The organism is Streptomyces sp. NPDC127119, from assembly GCF_042677425.1.
GTDB lineage: Bacteria > Actinomycetota > Actinomycetes > Streptomycetales > Streptomycetaceae > Streptomyces.
Genome location: NZ_JBHXTO010000169.1, coordinates 1 through 18,882, shown reverse-complemented (window position 1 = coordinate 18,882; position 18,882 = coordinate 1). Strand labels below are relative to the sequence as shown.

The 18,882-nt window shown below is 70.2% G+C and carries 17 protein-coding genes; 10 read left to right on the top strand and 7 right to left on the bottom strand.

Annotation, left to right across the window (positions count from 1 at the left end; genetic code table 11):
* Positions 1 to 284 precede the first annotated feature (284 nt).
* The 4 genes from ACFVH5_RS39165 to ACFVH5_RS39150 all read left to right on the top strand — a co-directional run bounded on the left by ACFVH5_RS39165 (position 285) and on the right by ACFVH5_RS39150 (position 5,896).
* Positions 285 to 2,417 carry an MMPL family transporter gene (locus ACFVH5_RS39165; protein WP_385838468.1) on the top strand — a complete coding sequence of 711 codons (2,133 nt, stop codon included), beginning with the start codon at positions 285 to 287 and terminating at the stop codon, positions 2,415 to 2,417.
* Positions 2,418 to 2,654: 237 nt separating this feature from the next.
* On the top strand, positions 2,655 to 3,860 hold the full coding sequence (locus ACFVH5_RS39160; protein ID WP_385838471.1) for a sensor histidine kinase: 1,206 nt from the start codon (positions 2,655 to 2,657) through the stop codon (positions 3,858 to 3,860).
* Positions 3,857 to 4,525: a response regulator gene (locus tag ACFVH5_RS39155; protein ID WP_385838467.1), complete on the top strand. Its 669-nt coding sequence runs from the start codon at positions 3,857 to 3,859 to the stop codon at positions 4,523 to 4,525. The genes ACFVH5_RS39160 and ACFVH5_RS39155 overlap by 4 nt, the downstream gene beginning before the upstream one ends.
* Before the next feature lie 147 nt (positions 4,526 to 4,672).
* Positions 4,673 to 5,896 (top strand): exo-alpha-sialidase, encoded by a 1,224-nt coding sequence (locus tag ACFVH5_RS39150; protein ID WP_385838470.1) that lies wholly within the window; start codon positions 4,673 to 4,675, stop codon positions 5,894 to 5,896.
* Here ACFVH5_RS39150 and ACFVH5_RS39145 read toward each other — a convergent pair.
* From ACFVH5_RS39145 to ACFVH5_RS39125, 5 genes are all read right to left on the bottom strand, one after another.
* Positions 5,851 to 6,831 (bottom strand): dihydrodipicolinate synthase family protein, encoded by a 981-nt coding sequence (locus tag ACFVH5_RS39145; protein WP_385838466.1) that lies wholly within the window; start codon positions 6,829 to 6,831, stop codon positions 5,851 to 5,853. The two genes, ACFVH5_RS39150 and ACFVH5_RS39145, sit on opposite strands and share 46 nt — an antisense overlap.
* Entirely contained in the window at positions 6,828 to 7,886 is a 1,059-nt protein-coding gene (locus ACFVH5_RS39140) for an oligopeptide/dipeptide ABC transporter ATP-binding protein (protein WP_385838465.1), read from the bottom strand. Before ACFVH5_RS39140 ends, ACFVH5_RS39145 begins: the two co-directional genes overlap by 4 nt.
* 1 nt (position 7,887) lies before the next feature.
* Positions 7,888 to 9,903: a dipeptide/oligopeptide/nickel ABC transporter permease/ATP-binding protein gene (locus tag ACFVH5_RS39135; RefSeq protein WP_384812973.1), complete on the bottom strand. Its 2,016-nt coding sequence runs from the start codon at positions 9,901 to 9,903 to the stop codon at positions 7,888 to 7,890.
* The gene (locus tag ACFVH5_RS39130; protein WP_385838464.1) at positions 9,903 to 10,865 is read right to left on the bottom strand and encodes an ABC transporter permease; all 963 of its coding nucleotides are present in this window, start codon (positions 10,863 to 10,865) and stop codon (positions 9,903 to 9,905) included. The genes ACFVH5_RS39135 and ACFVH5_RS39130 overlap by 1 nt, the downstream gene beginning before the upstream one ends.
* A gap of 101 nt (positions 10,866 to 10,966) precedes the next feature.
* Positions 10,967 to 12,595: an ABC transporter substrate-binding protein gene (locus ACFVH5_RS39125; protein ID WP_385838463.1), complete on the bottom strand. Its 1,629-nt coding sequence runs from the start codon at positions 12,593 to 12,595 to the stop codon at positions 10,967 to 10,969.
* Between the two features lie 231 nt (positions 12,596 to 12,826).
* On the opposite strand from ACFVH5_RS39125, the gene ACFVH5_RS39120 reads away from it, so the two are divergent.
* The 3 genes from ACFVH5_RS39120 to ACFVH5_RS39110 all read left to right on the top strand — a co-directional run bounded on the left by ACFVH5_RS39120 (position 12,827) and on the right by ACFVH5_RS39110 (position 15,308).
* Positions 12,827 to 13,597 carry a FadR/GntR family transcriptional regulator gene (locus ACFVH5_RS39120; protein WP_384812866.1) on the top strand — a complete coding sequence of 257 codons (771 nt, stop codon included), beginning with the start codon at positions 12,827 to 12,829 and terminating at the stop codon, positions 13,595 to 13,597.
* Positions 13,594 to 14,040: a protein-tyrosine phosphatase family protein gene (locus ACFVH5_RS39115; protein WP_385838462.1), complete on the top strand. Its 447-nt coding sequence runs from the start codon at positions 13,594 to 13,596 to the stop codon at positions 14,038 to 14,040. The genes ACFVH5_RS39120 and ACFVH5_RS39115 overlap by 4 nt, the downstream gene beginning before the upstream one ends.
* 89 nt (positions 14,041 to 14,129) lie before the next feature.
* Positions 14,130 to 15,308: an abortive phage infection protein gene (locus tag ACFVH5_RS39110; RefSeq protein ID WP_385838461.1), complete on the top strand. Its 1,179-nt coding sequence runs from the start codon at positions 14,130 to 14,132 to the stop codon at positions 15,306 to 15,308.
* Positions 15,309 to 15,473: 165 nt separating this feature from the next.
* On the opposite strand, the gene ACFVH5_RS39105 is transcribed toward ACFVH5_RS39110, so the two are convergent.
* Both ACFVH5_RS39105 and ACFVH5_RS39100 read right to left on the bottom strand, forming a co-directional pair.
* Positions 15,474 to 15,746: a DUF397 domain-containing protein gene (locus ACFVH5_RS39105; RefSeq protein ID WP_385838460.1), complete on the bottom strand. Its 273-nt coding sequence runs from the start codon at positions 15,744 to 15,746 to the stop codon at positions 15,474 to 15,476.
* A complete protein-coding gene (locus ACFVH5_RS39100) occupies positions 15,728 to 16,561 on the bottom strand; it encodes a Scr1 family TA system antitoxin-like transcriptional regulator (RefSeq protein ID WP_385838459.1) in 834 nt (277 codons plus the stop codon). Before ACFVH5_RS39100 ends, ACFVH5_RS39105 begins: the two co-directional genes overlap by 19 nt.
* A gap of 340 nt (positions 16,562 to 16,901) precedes the next feature.
* Here ACFVH5_RS39100 and ACFVH5_RS39095 point away from each other — a divergent pair, with 340 nt between their 5' ends.
* Genes ACFVH5_RS39095 through ACFVH5_RS39085 form a run of 3 tightly spaced genes read left to right on the top strand, consistent with a single transcriptional unit; the run spans position 16,902 to position 18,825 of the window.
* On the top strand, positions 16,902 to 17,117 hold the full coding sequence (locus ACFVH5_RS39095; protein ID WP_385838469.1) for a hypothetical protein: 216 nt from the start codon (positions 16,902 to 16,904) through the stop codon (positions 17,115 to 17,117).
* Positions 17,118 to 17,163: 46 nt separating this feature from the next.
* Positions 17,164 to 17,916 (top strand): DNA repair protein RecO, encoded by a 753-nt coding sequence (gene recO, locus ACFVH5_RS39090; protein WP_384812881.1) that lies wholly within the window; start codon positions 17,164 to 17,166, stop codon positions 17,914 to 17,916.
* Between the two features lie 57 nt (positions 17,917 to 17,973).
* The gene (locus ACFVH5_RS39085) at positions 17,974 to 18,825 is read left to right on the top strand and encodes an isoprenyl transferase (protein ID WP_385838458.1); all 852 of its coding nucleotides are present in this window, start codon (positions 17,974 to 17,976) and stop codon (positions 18,823 to 18,825) included.
* Positions 18,826 to 18,882 lie beyond the last annotated feature (57 nt).

Genomic DNA, 18,882 nt, shown 5'->3' with positions numbered 1-18,882 from the left:
CCTTAAGGGGCAAAAGCCGGGGCGGAGGCCCGCTTTTGAGGGGCGCGGGGAACTGCGCGAACGGCCCCCACCGGGCCCGCAGGCGTGGACGCGCGGGTGCGAGGGGCCCCACCGGCCCGCACCCGGATGCGCGCCCACTACTCCCGCGGGAGTAATCCCCGCCCCCCGTCACCCCCGGCAGTACCCGCCCGCTCAGACTCACGTCCGACGCATGTCGCCGCCCGCACCGAAAGGCTGAAGGGGCAACGAAAGCGGAAGCGGAAGCGTCGAGAGGGAGATCGTCCATGGGGGCAGGGAAAGCAACAAGAACGGGCAAGCGGCGCAGGCGAGCCGTCCCCTGGGCGGTGCTGGGGCTGTGGATCGCCCTGCTCGCCCTGGCCGGCCCGTTCGCGGCGAAGCTCGCCGACGTGCAGCACGACCGCGTCACCGACTACCTGCCGGCGAGCGCCGACTCGACCCAGGTGGCCAAGATCCAGGAACGGCTCCCCGGCGGCGAGAGCACCGAGCTGGTGATCGTGTACCACCGGGAGGGCGGACTGAGCGCCGCCGACCGGGACACCGCGGCCGGGCAGGTCGAGGAGATCGCCGGGAAGCATGAGCTGGTCGGCCGGACCGGCGTACCGGAGGGGGTTCCGTCCAAGGACGGGACGACCCTGATGTACCCGCTCGTCAGCAACGAACCCGGCACCGACGAGAAACTGCGCGACGCATTCGTCGAGGACGTCCGGGGCATCGCCCACGGCCAGGACGCCCGGGACGGGCTGAGCGTCGAGGTCGGCGGTACCGGCGCGCTCGCCACCGACGCCGGCAAGGTCTACGACTCACTCGGCGGGCCTCTGCTCTACACCACCGTCGCCGTCGTGGCCCTCCTGCTCGTCCTCATCTACCGCAGCCCCGTGCTGTGGCTCGTCCCGCTCGCCGTCGCCGGGATCGCCGACTATCTGTCGATGGGGGTCGCCTACGGGCTCAACCAGGCCTTCGGGACCACCGTCTCGGGCCAGAGCGCGGGCGTCATGACGATCCTCGTGTTCGGCGCGGGCACCGACTACGCCCTGCTGCTGGTCTCCCGCTACCGCGAGGAACTGCGGCGCATCGAGCGCCCGTACGACGCCATGGTCGCCGCCCTGCGCGGCTGCGGCCCCGCCGTGCTGGCCTCCTCCGGCACCGTCGCCGTGGGCCTGCTGTGCCTGCTCGCCGCCGACCTCAACAGCAGCCGGGGCATGGGCCCCCTCGGTACGGTCGGGGTGCTCTGCGCGCTCATCGCGATGCTGACCCTGCTCCCCGCGATCCTCGTCCTGCTGGGCCGGCGCGTGTTCTGGCCGCTCGTGCCCGCCTTCGGCAGCGAGCCCAAGCAGCGTCGCCGGAGCCTGTTCGCCGCGATGGGCAGTTCCGCCGGACGCAGGCCGCTGACGGTGCTCGCGACCGGAGCCGTCCTGCTCGGCGCACTCGCCCTCGGCACGCTCAACCTTCCCGGGCCGGTCAAGCAGGAGGACTCCTTCGTCGACAAGCCGGAGGCCGTCACCGCCATGCAGACCCTCGCGAGGGCCTACCCGCAGCACGGCACCCAGCCCATCGACGTGATCGCCCCCGAGGAGCGCGCGGACCGGGCGCTCGCGGCGATCCGGGACACGCGGGGCGTCGAGAGCGCCGAGAAGGGCCGTACGGGGGACGGCTGGACGGAGATCTCCGTCATCGCCCGGGACGCGCCCCAGTCGGCGGGGGAGACCGCCACGATCAAGGCCCTGCGCGGTGAGCTGAAGGGTTCGTACGTGGGCGGAGACAGCGCCCAGCAGATCGATCTGGAGGACACCAACAGCCGGGACACGAAGGTCGTCGTACCGCTCGTCCTCGTCTCCGTGCTGCTCATCCTGATCGGACTGCTGCGCAGCCTCGTCGCGCCGCTCCTCCTGGTGGCCGCCGTGGTCGCCGTGTGGGGCGCGGCCCTCGGCATCGGCGGCCTGGTCTTCGGGCCGGTCCTCGGCTTCGAGGGAACCGACCCGGGGCTCGGTCTGCTGTCCTTCGTGTTCCTTGTCGCCCTCGGCGTCGACTACGGCATCTTCCTCATGCACCGGATGCGGGAGGAGTCCCTCGCCGGAGCCGAACCGGCCGCCGCCGCGCTCACCGCCCTGCGCACCACCGGCGGGGTCATCGCCTCGGCCGGTCTGGTCCTCGCCGCGACCTTCGCCGTGCTGACGAACATGGGGCTCGTGCAACTCGTCGAACTCGGCTTCGTGATCGCCGTCGGCGTGCTCCTCGACACCTTCCTCGTACGGACGTACCTGGTGACCAGTGCCAGCGTCGCCCTGCGCCGGAAGGTGTGGTGGCCCGGCGCGCTCTCCCGCGAACCCGGAGAGCGAAGGGGGCCCGGTGAACAGACCGAGCCGCCCCGGCAGCCGGAACGGGTCGGCGCGCCCTGATCACACGTACCACGTACCGTCCGACCGGGCGCCTCTCCCGCTTCCTGCCGGAGAGGCGCCCCCGTACCGGAAGATGGAGCCGTGCAGGAACGGGGAGCGACCACAGCCGTACCGGGTGAACCCGTACGCGGTGACGCCGTACGCAAAGACGCCGTACGCAAAGACGCCGTACGCAAAGACGCCGTACGTGGTGACGCCGTGCGCGGTGACGTGCGGCCTCGCCGTGTCGAGCGGGTCATGGCGGTCATCAACCGTGACCCGCTCACCGCGCCCCACCGCACCCGCAACGACGCGTTCCTCGCCGTCGGCGTCGCCGTCGTCGCCGTCGTCCTCGCGCTGTTCGTCGTCGACGGACGCCCGCTCGACCCGCTCGGCTGGGCCCTGCTGTCCGGCGCCCATGTGCCGCTCGTGTGGCGGCGCAGCCGTCCGCTGCTCGTGCTGCTCGCGGTGGCGGCCTGCGCGAGCCCGTACCACGCCCTCGACTACAACCACGCCGTGCCGATCCCCGCGACCCTCCTGGCGCTCTACACGGTCGCGGCGACCGGCACGGTACGCCGTACGCTGCTCACCGCCGTCGCCGTCCTCGGCCCGACGCTGGTCATCAACGGCTTCATCAACCCGGACGGGGCCCTGGAGTTCCTGCGGACCTCCGGCTGGATCATCGCCGTCCTGTTCTTCGGTGTCGACGCTCGTTTCTACCGCCAGTACGTCGCCTCCATCGTCGAGCGGGCCGAACGCGCCGAGCGGACCCGCGAGGAGGAGGCCCGGCGCCGCGTCGCCGAGGAACGGCTGCGGATCGCCCGTGACCTGCACGATCTGCTCGCGCACAGCATCACCCTGATCGGTGTGCAGACGTCGGTGGCGGCCCACGTCCTCACCGTCGATCCCGAACGGCTCGACCGCAGAGCCGTCGCCCAGGCTCTCGACGGCATCGCGGAGACCTGCCGGACGGCCAGGGGAGAGCTGCGTACGACGCTGGAGGTGCTGCGGGCGAACGAGTTGAGCGTGAGCGGTTCCTCGGACGGGCGGGGGCCGCTGCCGGGCCTCGACGGGCTGGGCGCGCTCGCGGAGGCGGCCAGGACGGCAGGGGCAGACGTCGAACTGGACGTCGACGCGGACGGCGTACCGCCCTCCGTGGGCGCCGCCGCCTACCGGATCGTGCAGGAGGCGCTCACCAACGCCGTGCGCCACGGCGGCCGGGACGACCTCACCGTCCGGGTGGGGCTGCGGACCGAGGAGGGCGCCCTGCGGGTGCGCGTCACGGACGACGGGGCGGGCTGCCGCGTACCGGGGGCGGCCGGCGGCACGCCGGGGTTCGGACTCGTGGGGATGCGTGAGCGAGCCCGTAGCGTGGGCGGCACGCTGGACGCCGGACCGGGCCCCGGGACGGGCTTCGAGGTGACCGCCGCGCTGCCGCTGCCCAGGGAGGACGAGGCCCGATGACGATCCGCGTACTGCTCGCCGACGACCAGAGGCTCGTACGGGCCTCGTTCGCGATGCTCGTCGCGTCGGCGGGGGGCATGGAGGTCGTCGCCGAGGCGGGCACCGGGCGGGAGGCGGTGGAACTGGCCCGTTCCGCGCGGGCCGACCTCGTCGTGATGGACCTCCGGATGCCTGACCTGGACGGTATCGAGGCGACCCGGCTCATCGCCGCCGACGAGGATCTCGCGGGGGTGAAGGTGCTGGTCCTGACGACGTACGACACCGACGAGCACATCGTCGACGCGCTGCGGGCCGGGGCGTCCGGCTTCCTGGTGAAGGACATCCGGCCGGCCGAACTCCTCGACGCCATCCGGACCGTGGCCGCGGGGGAGTCCCTGCTCTCGCCGGGCCCGACCGCGCGGCTCATCGCCCGTTTCCTGCGCGCGCCCGACACGCTGACGTCCGCGGTGGGCGGCCCCGACGGGCTGTCCGAACGGGAACGGCAGGTGCTCGCCCTGGTCGCGCGCGGCCTCAACAACACCGAGATCGCGGAGGCGCTGGGGCTCAGCCCGCTGACCGCGAAGACCCATGTCAGCCGGATCATGGGCAAGTTGGGGGCACGCGACCGTGCGCAGCTGGTGATCGTGGCGTACGAGTCGGGGCTCGTGATACCCGGGGCGGCCTGAGCGGCCTGAGCGGTCCGAGTGATACGGGGGTGCGGGGGGCATTGCCCTGTCCCTCGGACCGCACTAGTTTCACCGCCGACATCCCACGTCCTATCTCCTACCTCCTATCTCCCATGTCCCATGTCCGGGTAAGGGTGAGCCGTGTTCTTGAAGAGCTGTCCGCGTTCCAGTGCCCTCGCCGCCGTACTCGCCGGGCTCGCCGCCGCGCTCGCGTCCCCCGGGACCGCGCACGCGGCGAGCGCCGCCGAACGGCCGGCGCGGGGCTGCGTCTCCTCCGTCCCCTTCGCGGCCGGGGAGAACGGCTACGACACGTACCGCATCCCCGCCACCGTCAGGACCAGGGCCGGCACGGTGCTCGCCTTCGCCGAGGGCAGACACAACGGCGCCGGGGACACCGGCAACATCGACGTCGTCCTCAGACGGTCCGGCGACGGCGGCTGTACGTGGGGACCCCTGAGCGTCGTCGCCGCCGGTGAGGGCGACACCCGCGGCAACCCCGCGCCCGTCGTCGATCCCCGAACCGGCAAGGTCGTCCTCCTCACGTCCTACAACAGCGGTGCTGTGACCGAGGCGCAGATAATGCGGGGCGAGGTCACGCAGGAGCAGAGCCGGCGGGTCTTCGTGCAGACCAGCCGGGACGGCGGGCGCCGGTTCAGTGAACCCCGGGAGATCACCGCCGCCGTGAAGCTGCCGGGATGGCGGTGGTACGCCACCGGGCCCGGCCACGCGGTGGCGCTGACCCGGGGGCCGTACGCCGGGCGGCTCGTCGTGCCCGCCAACCACTCGGCGGCGCCGCCGTCCGGCTCCGCCGACACCGGGCAGGAGGCCAGGTACTACGGGGCGCACGCCCTCTACAGCGACGACGGCGGGCTGTCGTGGCGGATCGGGTTCGTGGACGACTCGTACGACGGGGTCGACAACGCGAACGAGAGTGCTGCGGCGCAACTGCCCGACGGGCGGCTGTACTTCAGCTCGCGCGATCAGAACGGCAGCAGTGCGGGGAACCGGCTCGACAGTTACTCCAGTGACGGGGGTGTCACGCTCGACCGGCCCTTCCGGGTGCAGCCGACGCTGTCCGACGTGCCCGTCGTGCAGGGGAGTGTGCTGCAGGTGGCCGGTCCTGCGGGGGCGCCCCTGCTGTTCTCGGGGCCGTCCGTGCCGACGGCTCGTTCGGCGATGGCCGTGTGGAGGAGTGGGGACGGTGGGGGGACCTTCACGAAGGCGCTGACGCTGTCGGGGGAGCGGGCCGCGTATTCGGACCTGGTCCAGTTGGCTGGGGCCGGGGGGAGGGTGGGGGTGCTGTATGAGACGGGCACGACGGGGCCCTACGAACGGATCGCCTTCCGGCGGGTGGGCGCGGATGAGCTGTAAGGCTCTTTCCTCGCCCCCGCCAAGAACTTCCCCACCCCTCCGACCTCCTCCGCGGACAGCGGGACCTGCGGCTCCGCGACGGCCGCGCACGCGATGACCCCCCTCAACTGCAGCGCCGCCTTGAACGCCCCGAGCGCAGCCGACGAACCCCCCATCCGCCCCCCGTCCCCCACCCGCACCATCCCGAACAGCGCGCACAACCGCTCCTGCTCGGCCCGAGCCAGGGCCCATTCCCTCTGCCTGCAGTGCCGGTACAGCCGTACGTACCCGGCAGGGTCGACGTTCGCGAGCCCCGGCACCGCCCCGTCCGCCCCCATCGCGAGCGCGGAGTCGACGACCAGTTCGGACCCGGTCAGCACGCTGAAGCCGGTGACGGCGGAGTCCGTGCGGGCGCCCATGACGACCGCCCGGAACCCGCCCTCGTCCCCGCTGGAGTCCTTGAGCCCGGCCAGCGTCCCCTCGGCCGCCAGCTCAAGCACGAGTTCGGGGCTCAGCTTGGAGTGGACGGCGACCGGCAGGTCGTACGCGAGGACCGGCACCGGCGAACGCGCGGCGACGAGACGGTAGTGGCGGGCGATCTCCGCCGGGTGGGTGCGCGTGTAGAAGGGCGCGGTCACGACCACGGCGTCGGCGCCCGCGTCGGTGACGTACCGGACGTGGTCGAGGACGCGCGGGGTCGTCATGTCGATGGCGCCGGCGAGGACGGGCACCCCGCCCGCCACATGCCCGACCACCGTCTCGACGATCAGCTTCCGGTGACGATCGGTCAAGTACGCGGCCTCGGAGGACGATCCGAGGACGAACAGGCCGTCCACCCCGCCCTCCAGTAGATGGTCGACCAGTCTGATCAGTGAGGGGACGTCCACCTCGCGGTCCGGTGTCAGGGGCGTGCAGACGGGCGGTACGACACCGGTCAGCGGGGCGGGAAGGGTCATCGAGGCTCCTTCGGGGGATCGGCCGTGGTGACAGCCTGCGCGACCAGGTCCCGGGTCGACAGGCCGTCCTCCACAGGATGGTGGCAGCGGAAGCGGTGCCCCGGCGTCGACGCGGCCGAGAAGTCCGGCATGGACTCAACGCACACCGCGTCCGCCTTCCAGCAGCGGGTACGGAAGGGGCAGCCGCTCGGCGGGCGCGTGGCCGACGGGACGGGGCCGACGAGCGGGATCGGGTCGATGGGGTCGAGCAGGCCGGGCGTCGCCGAGAAGAGGGCGCGGGTGTACGGGTGCCGGGACCGGTCGGTCACCTCGTCGGCCGGAGACTCCTCGACGATCCGGCCGAGGTACATCGTGATGACGCGGTCGCTCATCCTGCGTACGGTCTGGATGTCGTGCGAGACGAAGACCAGGGCCAGACCGAGACGTTCCTTCAGGTCGAGGAGGAGGTTGAGGATCTGGGCGCGGACCGAGACGTCCAGCGCGCTCGTCGGTTCGTCGGCGACCACCAGGTCCGGGTCGAGGGCCAGTGCCCGTGCGATGGCGACCCGTTGGCGCTGGCCGCCGGAGAGCTGGCCGGGGAGGCCGTCCGCCAGCGCCCTGGGGAGTCCGACCAGGGACATCAACTCACGTACGCGGTCCTCGCGTTGTGCGGTCGTGCCCCGCTTGTGCACGTCCAGCGGGTCGCGCAGGATCTGCCGTACCGTCAGCCGACGGTTCAGGGCCGTCGACGGGTCCTGGAAGATCATGCCGGTGCCCGCGCCCACCGTCGTCCGGCGCAGTGCCGGGGCCATCGTCCACAGGTCGCCGCCCCGCAGGGACACCGTCCCGGAAGTCGGCCTCTGCACTCCCACCAGGACCTTGGCGAGCGTCGACTTGCCGCAGCCGGACTCGCCGACGACGCCGACCGTCTCGCCGGGCGCGATGGTGAGGCCGGCGCCGGTGAGGGCGTACACCCGGTCGCGGGAGAACAGGCCGCCGGTGCGCGCCTTGTGGACGACATGCACGTCGTCCAGTTCCACGAGGGGGCCCGTGGCAGAGCTTGCCGGTCCGCTCATGTCACGGCCTCGCTTCCGTCGGCCCGGCCGGTGCCGTGGGCGTGGTCGTGGTCGTCAGGGTGATCGCCGGGTGGTGGCAGGCGACCTCGTGGTGGCCGGGCGGGCCCGCCAGGCGGGGAGCGGTCGTGCGGCAGACGTCCGTCGCCATCGGGCAGCGGTCGGCGAACCGGCAGCCCGCCGGGAAGTCCGCCGGGGACGGCACGACCCCCTTGATCTGCGTCATCCGTTCGGCCGCCGACTCCAGCGACAGGACGCTGCCGAGGAGGCCGCGCGTGTAGTGGTGGGACGGCGACTCCACCAGGTCCGCCGTCACACCCGACTCGACGATCTGGCCGCCGTACATCACGACCACCCGGTCGGTGACGTCCGCGACGAGTGCCAGGTCGTGGGAGACGAGGACGAGCGCGAAGTCCAGCTCGGTCCGCAGGCGCAGCAGCAGCTCTATGATCTGCGCCTGCACGGTGACGTCGAGGGCGGTCGTCGGTTCGTCGGCGACGATCAGCTTGGGGTCGCGGGAGAGGGCCATCGCGATCAGTACGCGCTGGCGCTGGCCGCCGGACAGTTCGTGCGGGTAGCTGCGCAGGGTGCGGTCCGGGTCGAGGCCGACCAGTTCGAGGAGTTCGGTGCCCGTGCGGGTGCCGCCCCTTCGGGTCACCTGTTTGAGCTGGGCGCGGACCGTCATCGCCGGGTTCAGCGACGACAGGGCGTCCTGGTAGATCATCGCCATCTCGTGGCCGAGGAGCTTGCGCCGTACGCTCATCGGCTCGCCCACCAACTGCCGCTGGTTGAACCGCACATGGCCGCGGACCCGGGCGCCCTTCGGCTCCAGGCCCATCACCGTGAGCGCGGTCAGCGACTTGCCGCAGCCGGACTCGCCGACCAGGCCCAGGACTTCACCCGGCTGTACGTCGAAACTGATGCCGTCGACGATGTCCACACCGCCGTGGCGGGCGTCGAAACCGATGGCCAGGTTCTCGACGCTCAGCACCGGCTGCTGCCCCTGGGGCAGGGGGCGGGCCCGGCCGCGCAGCCGCTGGGCCGCCTCGGTCAGGCCGGGCAGCTCCAGGACCTTCCCGCTGCCGGGTTCGGGGGTCTCCAGGCGGTCCTCGGCCTCCCGCGTGGGCACATCGCGGGCCGCGGGCGCCGCCCACGCGTCCGAGACGCCCTCGGAGAGGATGTTCAGGGAGAGCACGGTGACCAGCATCAGCAGGCCGGGGAAGACGGTCGCCCACCAGCCGCCGGTCAGCACCATGTTCTTGCCGTCCGCGATGACACTGCCCCAGGACGGGTCCGGGGGCCGCACGCCCGCTCCGATGAAGGACAGCGACGCCTCGAAGACGATCGCCTCGGCGACCTGCACCGTGCAGAAGACCAGGACCGGCGCGGCGCAGTTGATGGCCACGTGCCGCCACACGATGTGCGGGGTACGCGCTCCGATGACCCGCTCGGCGGTCACGTAGTCCTCGCCGTACTGGGCCATCACGTTGGCCCGTACGACCCGGGCCATCGGGGGCATGTACAGGAACGCGATCGCGCCGATGAGGATCGGGATGCCGCCGCCGAACACCGCGACGAAGACGGCTGCGAGCGCGATGCCCGGGAACGCCATGACGATGTCCAGGCCGCGCATCAGCGTCTCGTCGAGGGCCTTGCGGGAGGTCGCCGCGACCGCCCCGACGACCGCGCCCACGACCAGCGCGAGCGCGGTCGCGCCGAGGCCGATGGCGAGGGACCAGCGGGCCCCGTACATCAGCCGGCTGAGGATGTCCCGGCCCAGGCTGTCCTGCCCCATCCAGTGCTCGCCCGAGGGGGCGCCCTCACCGTGGCCGTCGTCGACGAGCGGGAACTGTTCGAGCGGGTCGTGCGGGGCGATGAGCGGGGCCAGCAGGGCGGTGAGGACGACCACCCCGATGACGACGACGGCGATCCGGGAGATGAGGGGCAGCCGGGTGAACCCCTTGAGGCGGAGGCCGGGCAGGGACAGCGCGTCGGTGAGCCGCTTCCGGTACATCAGCATCATGCCTCGGCACTCCTCAGACGCGGGTTGACCAGCAGGTAGAGGATGTCGATGACGAGGTTCACGACGACGAAGCCGAAGGCGATGGTGAGGACGCCGCCCTGTACGACGGCCGGATCACCGTTCTTCACGGCGTCGATCATGAGCTTTCCCATCCCCGGCAGGTTGAAGATCGTCTCGATGACGACCGCCCCGCCGAGCAGATAGCCGACGCGCAGACCGAGCACGGTCAGCGGGTTCATCAGGGCGTTGCGCAGGACGTTCCGGCCGACCACGACCACCGGGGGCAGCCCGCTGCCGATCGCGGTCCGTACGTAGTCCCGGTCCAGCTCCTCCACGACGGCCGTGCGGACGATCCGGGTGAGCTGGGCGGCGACCGGCAACGACAGGGCGAGCGCGGGCAGTGTCATGGTCTTCAGCCAGCCGGTGAACGAGTCGGCCGGATTGATGTATCCGCTGGTCGGGAACCAGCCCGCGTCCACGGCGAGGTACTGGATCATCAGCAGCGCCAGCCAGAAGCCGGGCGCCGCGACCCCGGTGAGCGAGACGACCCGGATCAGCTGGTCGGGGAAGCGGTCCCGGTAGATCGCGGCGGTGACCCCGCCGAGCAGCGCCAGCACCACCGCGATGCCCAGGCCCAGGAAGGTCAGCTGCATGGTGAGCGGCAGCGCGGTGGTGACCTGGTCGACGACCGGCGCCCTGGTCAGCGCGCTGACGCCCATGTCACCCCGGAGCAGATCCCCGACGAAGTCGAAGTACCGCACGAGGAACGGGTCCAGCAGTCCGTTGCGCTCCCTGAAGTCGTGCAGCTGCTGCTCGGTCGGGTTCGCGCCCTGGAAGTACGCGGACGCCGGATCGCTGTCCGAGAACCGCATCACGATGAACACGAACATGATGATCCCGAGCATCAACGGAACAAGCAGAATGATCCGCCGGATCAGAATCCGAACGACCGCAACCAAGACTCTGCCTCTCCTCGCCCCAACTGGCTGTCCCTTTTGCCTTCAGGGGCGCGGGGAACTGCGCGACAAGCCACAGCGGACCCGCACCCTCCCCGCAACCCTCAGACCCACTTCGCCTGCAGCACGTTTATCCCCGGATAAGGCTGAGCCCGAATCCCCGTGAGCTCACCGGAATCCCACGCGGTCATCAACTCGTTGTGCACCACGGGATAGATGACCACGTTCTCGGCAACGACATCGATGTAGTCCTGAGTCATCGATTTCTTCTTCTCCGCGTCCGGCTCCCGGGTAGCCGCATCCATCTTCTTGAAGAGGTCCTTCGCGACAGAACTCCCCTCCCACCGCGCATACCGCATCCACGTGTTCCCGGGCCCGTAGTTGTAATGCATGATCAGATCCGCGTCGAGCCCGAACTGGTTCGGATTGGACGCGGCCGCGACGACCTGGAAGTCCTTCTTCTGGTCGAGCTTCGTGAAGAGCGCGGCCGTCTCCTGCGGTTCGAGCGTCGTCTCGACACCGATCGCGTCCCAGGACGCCTTGATGGTCGGCAGACAGTCCACGATCCAGCTCACGTTGACCGCCATCAGCGTGACCTTCAGCCCGCTGACCCCGGCGGCCTTCAGGAGCGCCTTCGCCTTGGCCGGGTCGTAGTCGTAGACGGGCTTCGCCCTGCGGTAGGTCGGATTGCCCTCGTTGAGGAACGAAGAGGCTGCTTTTCCGTGCCCTCGCAGCGCGGCCTGGATCATCTTCTTCTTGTCGATCGCGTAATGCAGTGCCTGCCGCACCCGTACGTCGTCGAACGGTTTGTGGGCGGTGTTGAAGAGGAGGAACAGGTGGTTCATTCCCGCCCCGCCCTCGACCTTCAGGCCGCCCTTCTCCAGCTGGGAGATATTGGCGTACGGGATGTTGTCCGAGATCTGCGCCCCCGCGCTCGAACCGGAGATCTTCGCCACCCTGGGCGCGGCATCCACTATCGTCAGCCAGTTCATCTTCTTGAACGCGGCCTTTCGCGGCCCGTTGTAGTCGGCGAACGCGGCGAAGGTGGTGTTGGACTTCGGGTGATGGGCGGTCTGCCGGTACGGGCCCGAGCCGACCGGCTTTCCGGTCGTCGCCTCGTCCAGCGCACCCGCCTTTCCGAACACGTGTTTCGGCATGATCTTCGCGAGGGTGAGCCGCTGCGCCCCGTCCGGGAACGGGAACTTGAGAATCAGCTCCACCGAGCGGTCGTCGACCTTCTTCACCTCCTTCAGCCAGGACGCGAAGAAGTTCTTGGCGAGGGTCGTCGTCTTCGGATCCAGTACGCGGTCGTAGGTGAAGACCACGTCGTCGGCGGTGACGGGCTGCCCGTCGTGCCACTTCGCGCCCTCCCGCAGCGTGAACTTCCAGGTGGTCGCCTGAAGGTCCGCCGGAACGGCGGTCGCCAGCGCCGCGTACGGCTCACGGCTGATCGGGTCGGTGTCGAGCAGGCCCTCGTAGATGTGGTGGTTGCCGGCCATCGCGAAGGCCGAGGCCGTCATCAGCGGGTCCCAGCTCTGGTCGTTGCCGTAGCCGATCACCGCGGTGAGCGTCCGGTCGGCGCCCTCGCCCCCGCCGCCCGTCTCGTTGGTGGACTCGGGGCCCGAGGAGCAGGCGGAGAGCGTGGAGGTGATCGTGGCGGCGGCGCCGAGCGCGCCGGTGTACTTCAGGAACGACCGACGGTGCAGCGCCGGTGCGGGGGTCGCGTCGCGCACGGTTCCTCCAGCAAGGAGTGGGAGATACGACGTCCTACGTCATAGGTGCAGCGTGACGATAAGAGGGGGCGTGGGGGCGGTCAAGGGAACGCGCACGAATGCCGTTTCTGCCAGAGGTACGACCAATGTCGGCCTGGAACAAGCAGAGTTGACGGATTGTCAACCCTGGATTGACGTGGATCCTGTCCGGAGGTGGGACGTGGGATGTCCCTGCCGCGTACGATGCGGCGCATGTCTGAGCGGCGCGCATCCGACGACTCCAGGAACTCCCTCCCCCCGGCGCGCTCCCCCCGCGAGCGGCGCGTGAGCAGCCAGATCCAGCGAGAGGTCACCCAGCTGATCCTCGACCGCAGACTCCGGGCCGGTGCGCCCCTGCCCACCGAGGCCGAGCTGATGGAGTCCCTCGGCGTCAGCCGCAACTCCGTGCGCGAGGCGCTGAAGGCGCTCCAGGCCCTCGACATCGTCGAGATCAGACACGGTTACGGCACCTATGTCGGCCAGGCCTCGCTGACCCCGTTCGTCGACGGCCTCACCTTCCGCACGCTGGCCCGGCAGGGCGACGACACCGACGACACAGGCGCGTTGGCCGAGATACTCCAGGTCAGGGAGGTCCTTGAAGAGGGGCTGATGCGGCGGGTCGCGGGGGAGCTGTCGGACGGGGAGCTGGCACGGCTTGAGGGCGTGGTCGACCGGATGGAGGAGGCGGGCCTCGCGGGCCGCCCGTTCCCCGAACTCGACCGGGAGTTCCACGAATTGCTGTACGCGCCGCTCGGAAACGCCCTGGTGCCGCAGCTGTTGGGCGCCTTCTGGACCGTCTTCCGGCGGGTCTCCGGCGTCCGGGGCTGGACGGACGACCCGGCGCCCGCGGTCACCGTCCGCCGCCACCGTGACATAGTCGTCGCCCTGCGGGCGCACGACGTGGAGGGGGCGCAGCGGGCGATGGCGGATCACTTCCGGGGGATCGAGGCGAGAGCCGCCCAGGAGTCACGGGGGGTCGGATGACGGCGAGTTGGGACGAGGGGACACCCGGAGTACTCCGGCTGCCGTCCGGGCGGGCGGTACGGGGACGGGGGCTGCGCAACGCACTCGATCCGGCGGTCGTCCACCCGACGTACGGGGTCTACCTGCTCGGCAAGGAGGCGTCCACGCTTGCCGAACTCCCGTGGGAGACACGGTGGTTGCGGTGGCCCGACTTCCGGCTCCCGGTGGACCGGGACCAGGCGCGGAAGGTGCTGACGGACCTCTGGGAGCGGGCCGCGGACCCCGCCCAGCGCATAGAGGTCGCCTGCGGGGGCGGCCGTGGACGGACGGGCACGGCCCTGGCCTGCCTCGCGATCCTCGACGGCGTGCCGCCCGAGGAGGCCGTGCAGTTCGTACGACGGAACTACGACCGCCACGCCGTGGAGACCCCGTGGCAGCGAAGGTACGTACGCACGTTCGGGTGAGTGTGACCACCCGGGCTCATCCTTTGGTTCGGGAGCCGTAGACCATCGGCCGACAGCGGGGGAGGCCTCGGGCCCGGCAGGCTGACGGCATGGCTGAGAACGCGGGGATGAGCAGGGCACGGTTCATGGCCGGGGCGGCGGCCGTGGGGGTGGGGGCGGCAGCGGGCCTCCGGGCGGCCTCCTCGGCCCAGGCCGCGGAGGCCGCGGAAGCCGCGGAGGTGGCCGGCCCCCGCAGCGAGCGCGCGGGGCGCGGGCTCACGCACCGCGGGGTCGTCTACACCGTCGGGGCCGGGGAGACCCCGGGGACGGCGTGGAGCGAGCACCGGATGCGCGGTGACATCCGGGCCGTCGCGCACGACCTGCACGCCGACACCGTCGAGGTCACCGGGGACGGCGTCGGGCGGCTCACCGCCACGGCGGACGAGGTCGCCGAGCGGGGCCTGCACGTCTGGCTCCAGCCGACGCTGGGCGATGTGCCGGAGAAGCAGATCCTCGACCACCTCGCGGAGGCCGGCCGGCACGGGGAGCGGCTGCGGCGGCAGGGGGCGCGGGTCACGCTCGCCGTGGGATGCGAGTTCTGGCTGTTCGTACCGGGGATCGTGCCGGGTGCCGACGTCTTCGAGCGGATCGCGAACCTGCAGAAGGAGGACTTCGACCTGGCGGGGATGCAGCGGCGGCTGGCCGCGTTCACCGCGAAGGCGGCGGGCGTGGGGCGGTCGGTGTTCCGCGGGAAGCTCAGTTACGCCGCCGCGCAGGACGCGTCGTTCGAGAACGTCGACTGGAACCTCTTCGACATCGTGGGCATCGACTACTACTCGTACTTCCCGCAACGGGCGCGGTACGTGGCCGAGTTGCGCAGGTTCCGGCGCTGGGGCAAGCCGGTCGCCATCACCGAGTTCGGCACCTGCACGTTCGTCGGTGCGCCGGAGCGGGGCGGGATGGGCTGGGACGCCGTCGACCACAGCAAGGAACCACCGGAGATCAAGGGCGGCCTGGTGCGCAGCGAGCGCGTACAGGCCGCGTATCTGACCGATCTGCTCGACGTCTTCGAGTCGATGAACCTGTACGCGGCGATGGCGTTCGAGTTCGTCACCGCGGACGCCCCGCACCGCCCGGACAATCCTCGCTACGACCTCGACATGGCGTCCTACGCCGTCGTCAAGCCCCTCAAGGACCGCCCCGGCGACCCCGACTCCCCCTGGCGCTGGGAACCGAAACAGGCGTTCCACGCACTGGCACGGCAGTACGGGCGAAAGTCTGAACAATGAATTCTGTGGCAATGCTTTTGGTGGCTTTATGCTCACCCCTCGTATTCAGCCCGTCCGGCGATTGAGGATATAGGGGGCGGCAAACCGGTCGAACTGTTCGCTACCGAACCACTGCCGGGTGAATTCCTGGAATTCCTGAGCGGCGCGCGGAACGACCTCGACTCGTCACGCCGCGACGGTGCGGATGAACTCCGTCCAGGCGCGGGGGCCGATGAGGAGGACGGGGCCGGCGAGGACTTTGCTGTCCCGCACGGGGATGATGCCGGGGACTCCGTCGGCTACCTCGACGCAGTCGCCGCCGTTGTCGTCGCTGTAGCTGCTCTTGCGCCAGCGGGCCGCGCCTATGAAGTCGTAGGCGACTTCGACGCAACTGCCGCTGTTTCCGTCGCTGTGGCAGCTTTTGCGCCAGCGGGCGTCGCTCAGGTCGAACTCGCGCATCGTCTGTAGTCCTCCGCCGCCGATGCGATCAGGGCCAGGGACGCCTCCGGCGGCAGCGCGGCGGCCCTGAGCAGATCGTATGTCCCCTGTACGCGCTTCACCAGGGCCGGGTCATCCAGCAGGCTGCCCGAATACACGGCCTCTGTATAGGCGGTTGGCGGTGCGTCCTCGAACTCGAAGAGCCTGACCATCCGGCCCATCAGCGGGTATGCCCCGACTGAGGTGGGCAGCACCTGCACCAGCACTTTGCGTTGCTCTGCGAGCCCGGAGACGTGTTCCAACTGGTCGGCCATCTCGGCGCTGCTGCCGACCGGGATGCGCAGCACATGCTCGTGCAGGATCACCCAATACTCGGGCCGTGGAGTCGCGGCCAGAATCTGCGCGCGTTCGACGCGGGCAGCGACCTTCTCGTCGATGTGAGCGTCGGTGGCGAACGGGTTACCGGCCAGCGTCACCGCTCGCGTGTAGGTGGCCGTCTGCAGCAACCCCGGCACCAGCGTCGGCGCGAACTCGCAGATTCTCGCCGCCGTCCGCTCCAGCTCCAACACGTCGGCGAAATAGTCCGCGTACCGGCGGTCATCGATCAGCTTTCGCCACGTTCGCTCGAAGAAGCCGGCGGTTTGTAGGACTTCGTCGATACGGGCCGCCACATCCAGCTGCGGCTTACGGATGGCCTGTTCGAATTGCCCGATGTAGCCGCCCGACACAAAAACGCGATAACCCAACTCCGCCTGTGTCAGCCCCGCCTCCTCCCGGTGTCTCTTCAGCTCTGTTCCGAAGAACTCCCAAGCCGCCTGCCGTGAACCATTGGCCATGGAAAACCCCCTGTACTGCATCGCCGTTGCTGAGACCAGAGGTCTTCCAAAGAGTAAGTGGTGGGCGTCATCGTGGAGATGGAAAGAGTAGAACCCGAAAAGGAAGGGGAACACCCGTGAGGTCTGCCAGCCAGGCACCCGACGCACAGCACTCGACGGCCTGCGTCGAACAAGCGGAGGAAACGGTGAAGGAATTGCGCGAAGCGCTCGCAACCGCAGGAATTAAGTTGCCGACACTCCGGATCGACCCGGCAACCTTGGCGCGGGAATCGCCGTGCCCCCTCGTGGAACTGGGCCGGTGTTCCGTCGAGACGGCGGCCCGGCTCGCGGCGGTACTCCGGTGAAGCCGGTCGTCGGGACGTACGTCGTCGACACCAGAAACGGCCGGGTGGGCAGAGTGATGGGCCACGAGGGGCCGTACCTGCAACTGCGGCCCTACGGCGGCGGCCGGGAGTGGGACTGCGCACCGGACACCGCCCGGGGAGCCACCATGGCGGAACGGCTCAGCGCCGCGACCGCGTACGCCAACGCACGCAGCCGCGGCGAGGTCCCTTGAAAGGACCCCGGCCACACCCGCCGCCCGCGTACGCGAGAATGGGGCCATGAGCCTGTTCCGCGACGACGGCATCGTGCTGCGCACCCAGAAGCTGGGTGAGGCGGACCGGATCATCACGTTGCTCACGCGCGGTCACGGGCGCGTACGGGCCGTGGCCCGCGGGGTGCGCCGGACCAAGTCGAAGTTCGGGGCCCGGCTCGAACCCTTCTCCCACGTCGACGTGCAGTTCTTCGCGCGGGGGAGCGAGCTGATCGGCCGCGGGCTGCCGCTGTGCACGCAGAGCGAGACGATCTCTCCGTACGGCGGCGGGATCGTCACCGACTACGCCCGGTACACCGCCGGGACGGCCATGCTGGAGACGGCGGAGCGGTTCACGGACCACGAGGGCGAGCCCGCCGTCCAGCAGTACCTGCTGCTCGTGGGCGGGCTGCGCACCCTCGCGCAGGGCGAACACGAGCCGCACCTCATCCTCGACGCGTTCCTGCTGCGCTCCCTCGCCGTGAACGGGTACGCGCCCAGCTTCAGCGACTGCGCGAAATGCGGGATGCCCGGACCGAATCGCTTCTTCTCGGTCGCCGCGGGAGGTTCTGTCTGCGTCGACTGCCGGGTGCCCGGCAGCGTCGTACCCTCGGCGGGGGCCCTCGAACTGCTCGGCGCGCTGCTGACGGGGGACTGGGCACTCGCCGACGCGTGCGAGCCGCGGTACGTCCGGGAGGGCAGCGGCCTGGTGTCGGCCTACCTGCACTGGCACCTGGAGCGCGGCCTGCGTTCCCTGCGGTACGTCGAGAAAAGCACCTGAGCGACAACTGGCAACTGGCTGTACGTCCTGTACGAGATCTGAGGAGACGAGAAGCAGATGGTGGTACGCGGGATCCTGGGGCGCCAGCGCCGCGAGTACAAGACGCCGGAGCCGCACCCGTCCGGTGCCCGCGCGCCCAAGCTCCCCGGCGAGCTGATCCCGAACCACGTGGCGTGCGTGATGGACGGGAACGGGCGCTGGGCCAAGGAACGCGGCCTGCCGCGTACCGAGGGGCACCGGGTCGGTGAGGGCGTCGTCATGGACGTCCTCAAGGGATGCCTGGAGCTGGGCGTCAAGAACCTCTCCCTGTACGCCTTCTCCACGGAGAACTGGAAGCGGTCGCCCGAGGAGGTCCGCTTCCTTATGAACTTCAACAAGGACGTCATCCGGCGCCGGCGCGACGAGATGAACGACCTCGGCATCCGGATCCGGTGGGTCGGGCGGATGCCGAAGCTGTGGAAGTCCGTCGTGCAGGAGTTGCAGGTCGCGCAGGAGCAGACGCAGGACAACGACGCGATGACCTTGTACTTCTGCGTGAATTACGGGGGGCGGGCGGAGCTGGCCGACGCGGCGAAGGCGATGGCGCTGGATGTCGCCGCGGGGAAGCTGGACCCGGACAAGGTCAGTGAGAAGACCATCCAGAAGTATCTGTACTACCCGGACATGCCGGATGTGGACCTGTTCCTTCGCCCCAGTGGTGAGCAGCGGACGTCCAATTACCTGATCTGGCAGTCCAGTTACGCGGAGATGGTCTTCCAGGACGTGCTGTGGCCGGACTTCGACCGGCGTGATCTGTGGCGGGCGTGCGTGGAGTACGCGTCACGGGACCGCCGCTTCGGTGGCGCGGTCCCCAATGAGGACCTCCTCGCCATGGAAGCGGACATGAGAGGCCGCCCGGACGAGGGCTGACCTCAACGATTGCGCAGTTCCCCGCGCCCCTAGGTACCTAGGGGCGCGGGGAACTGC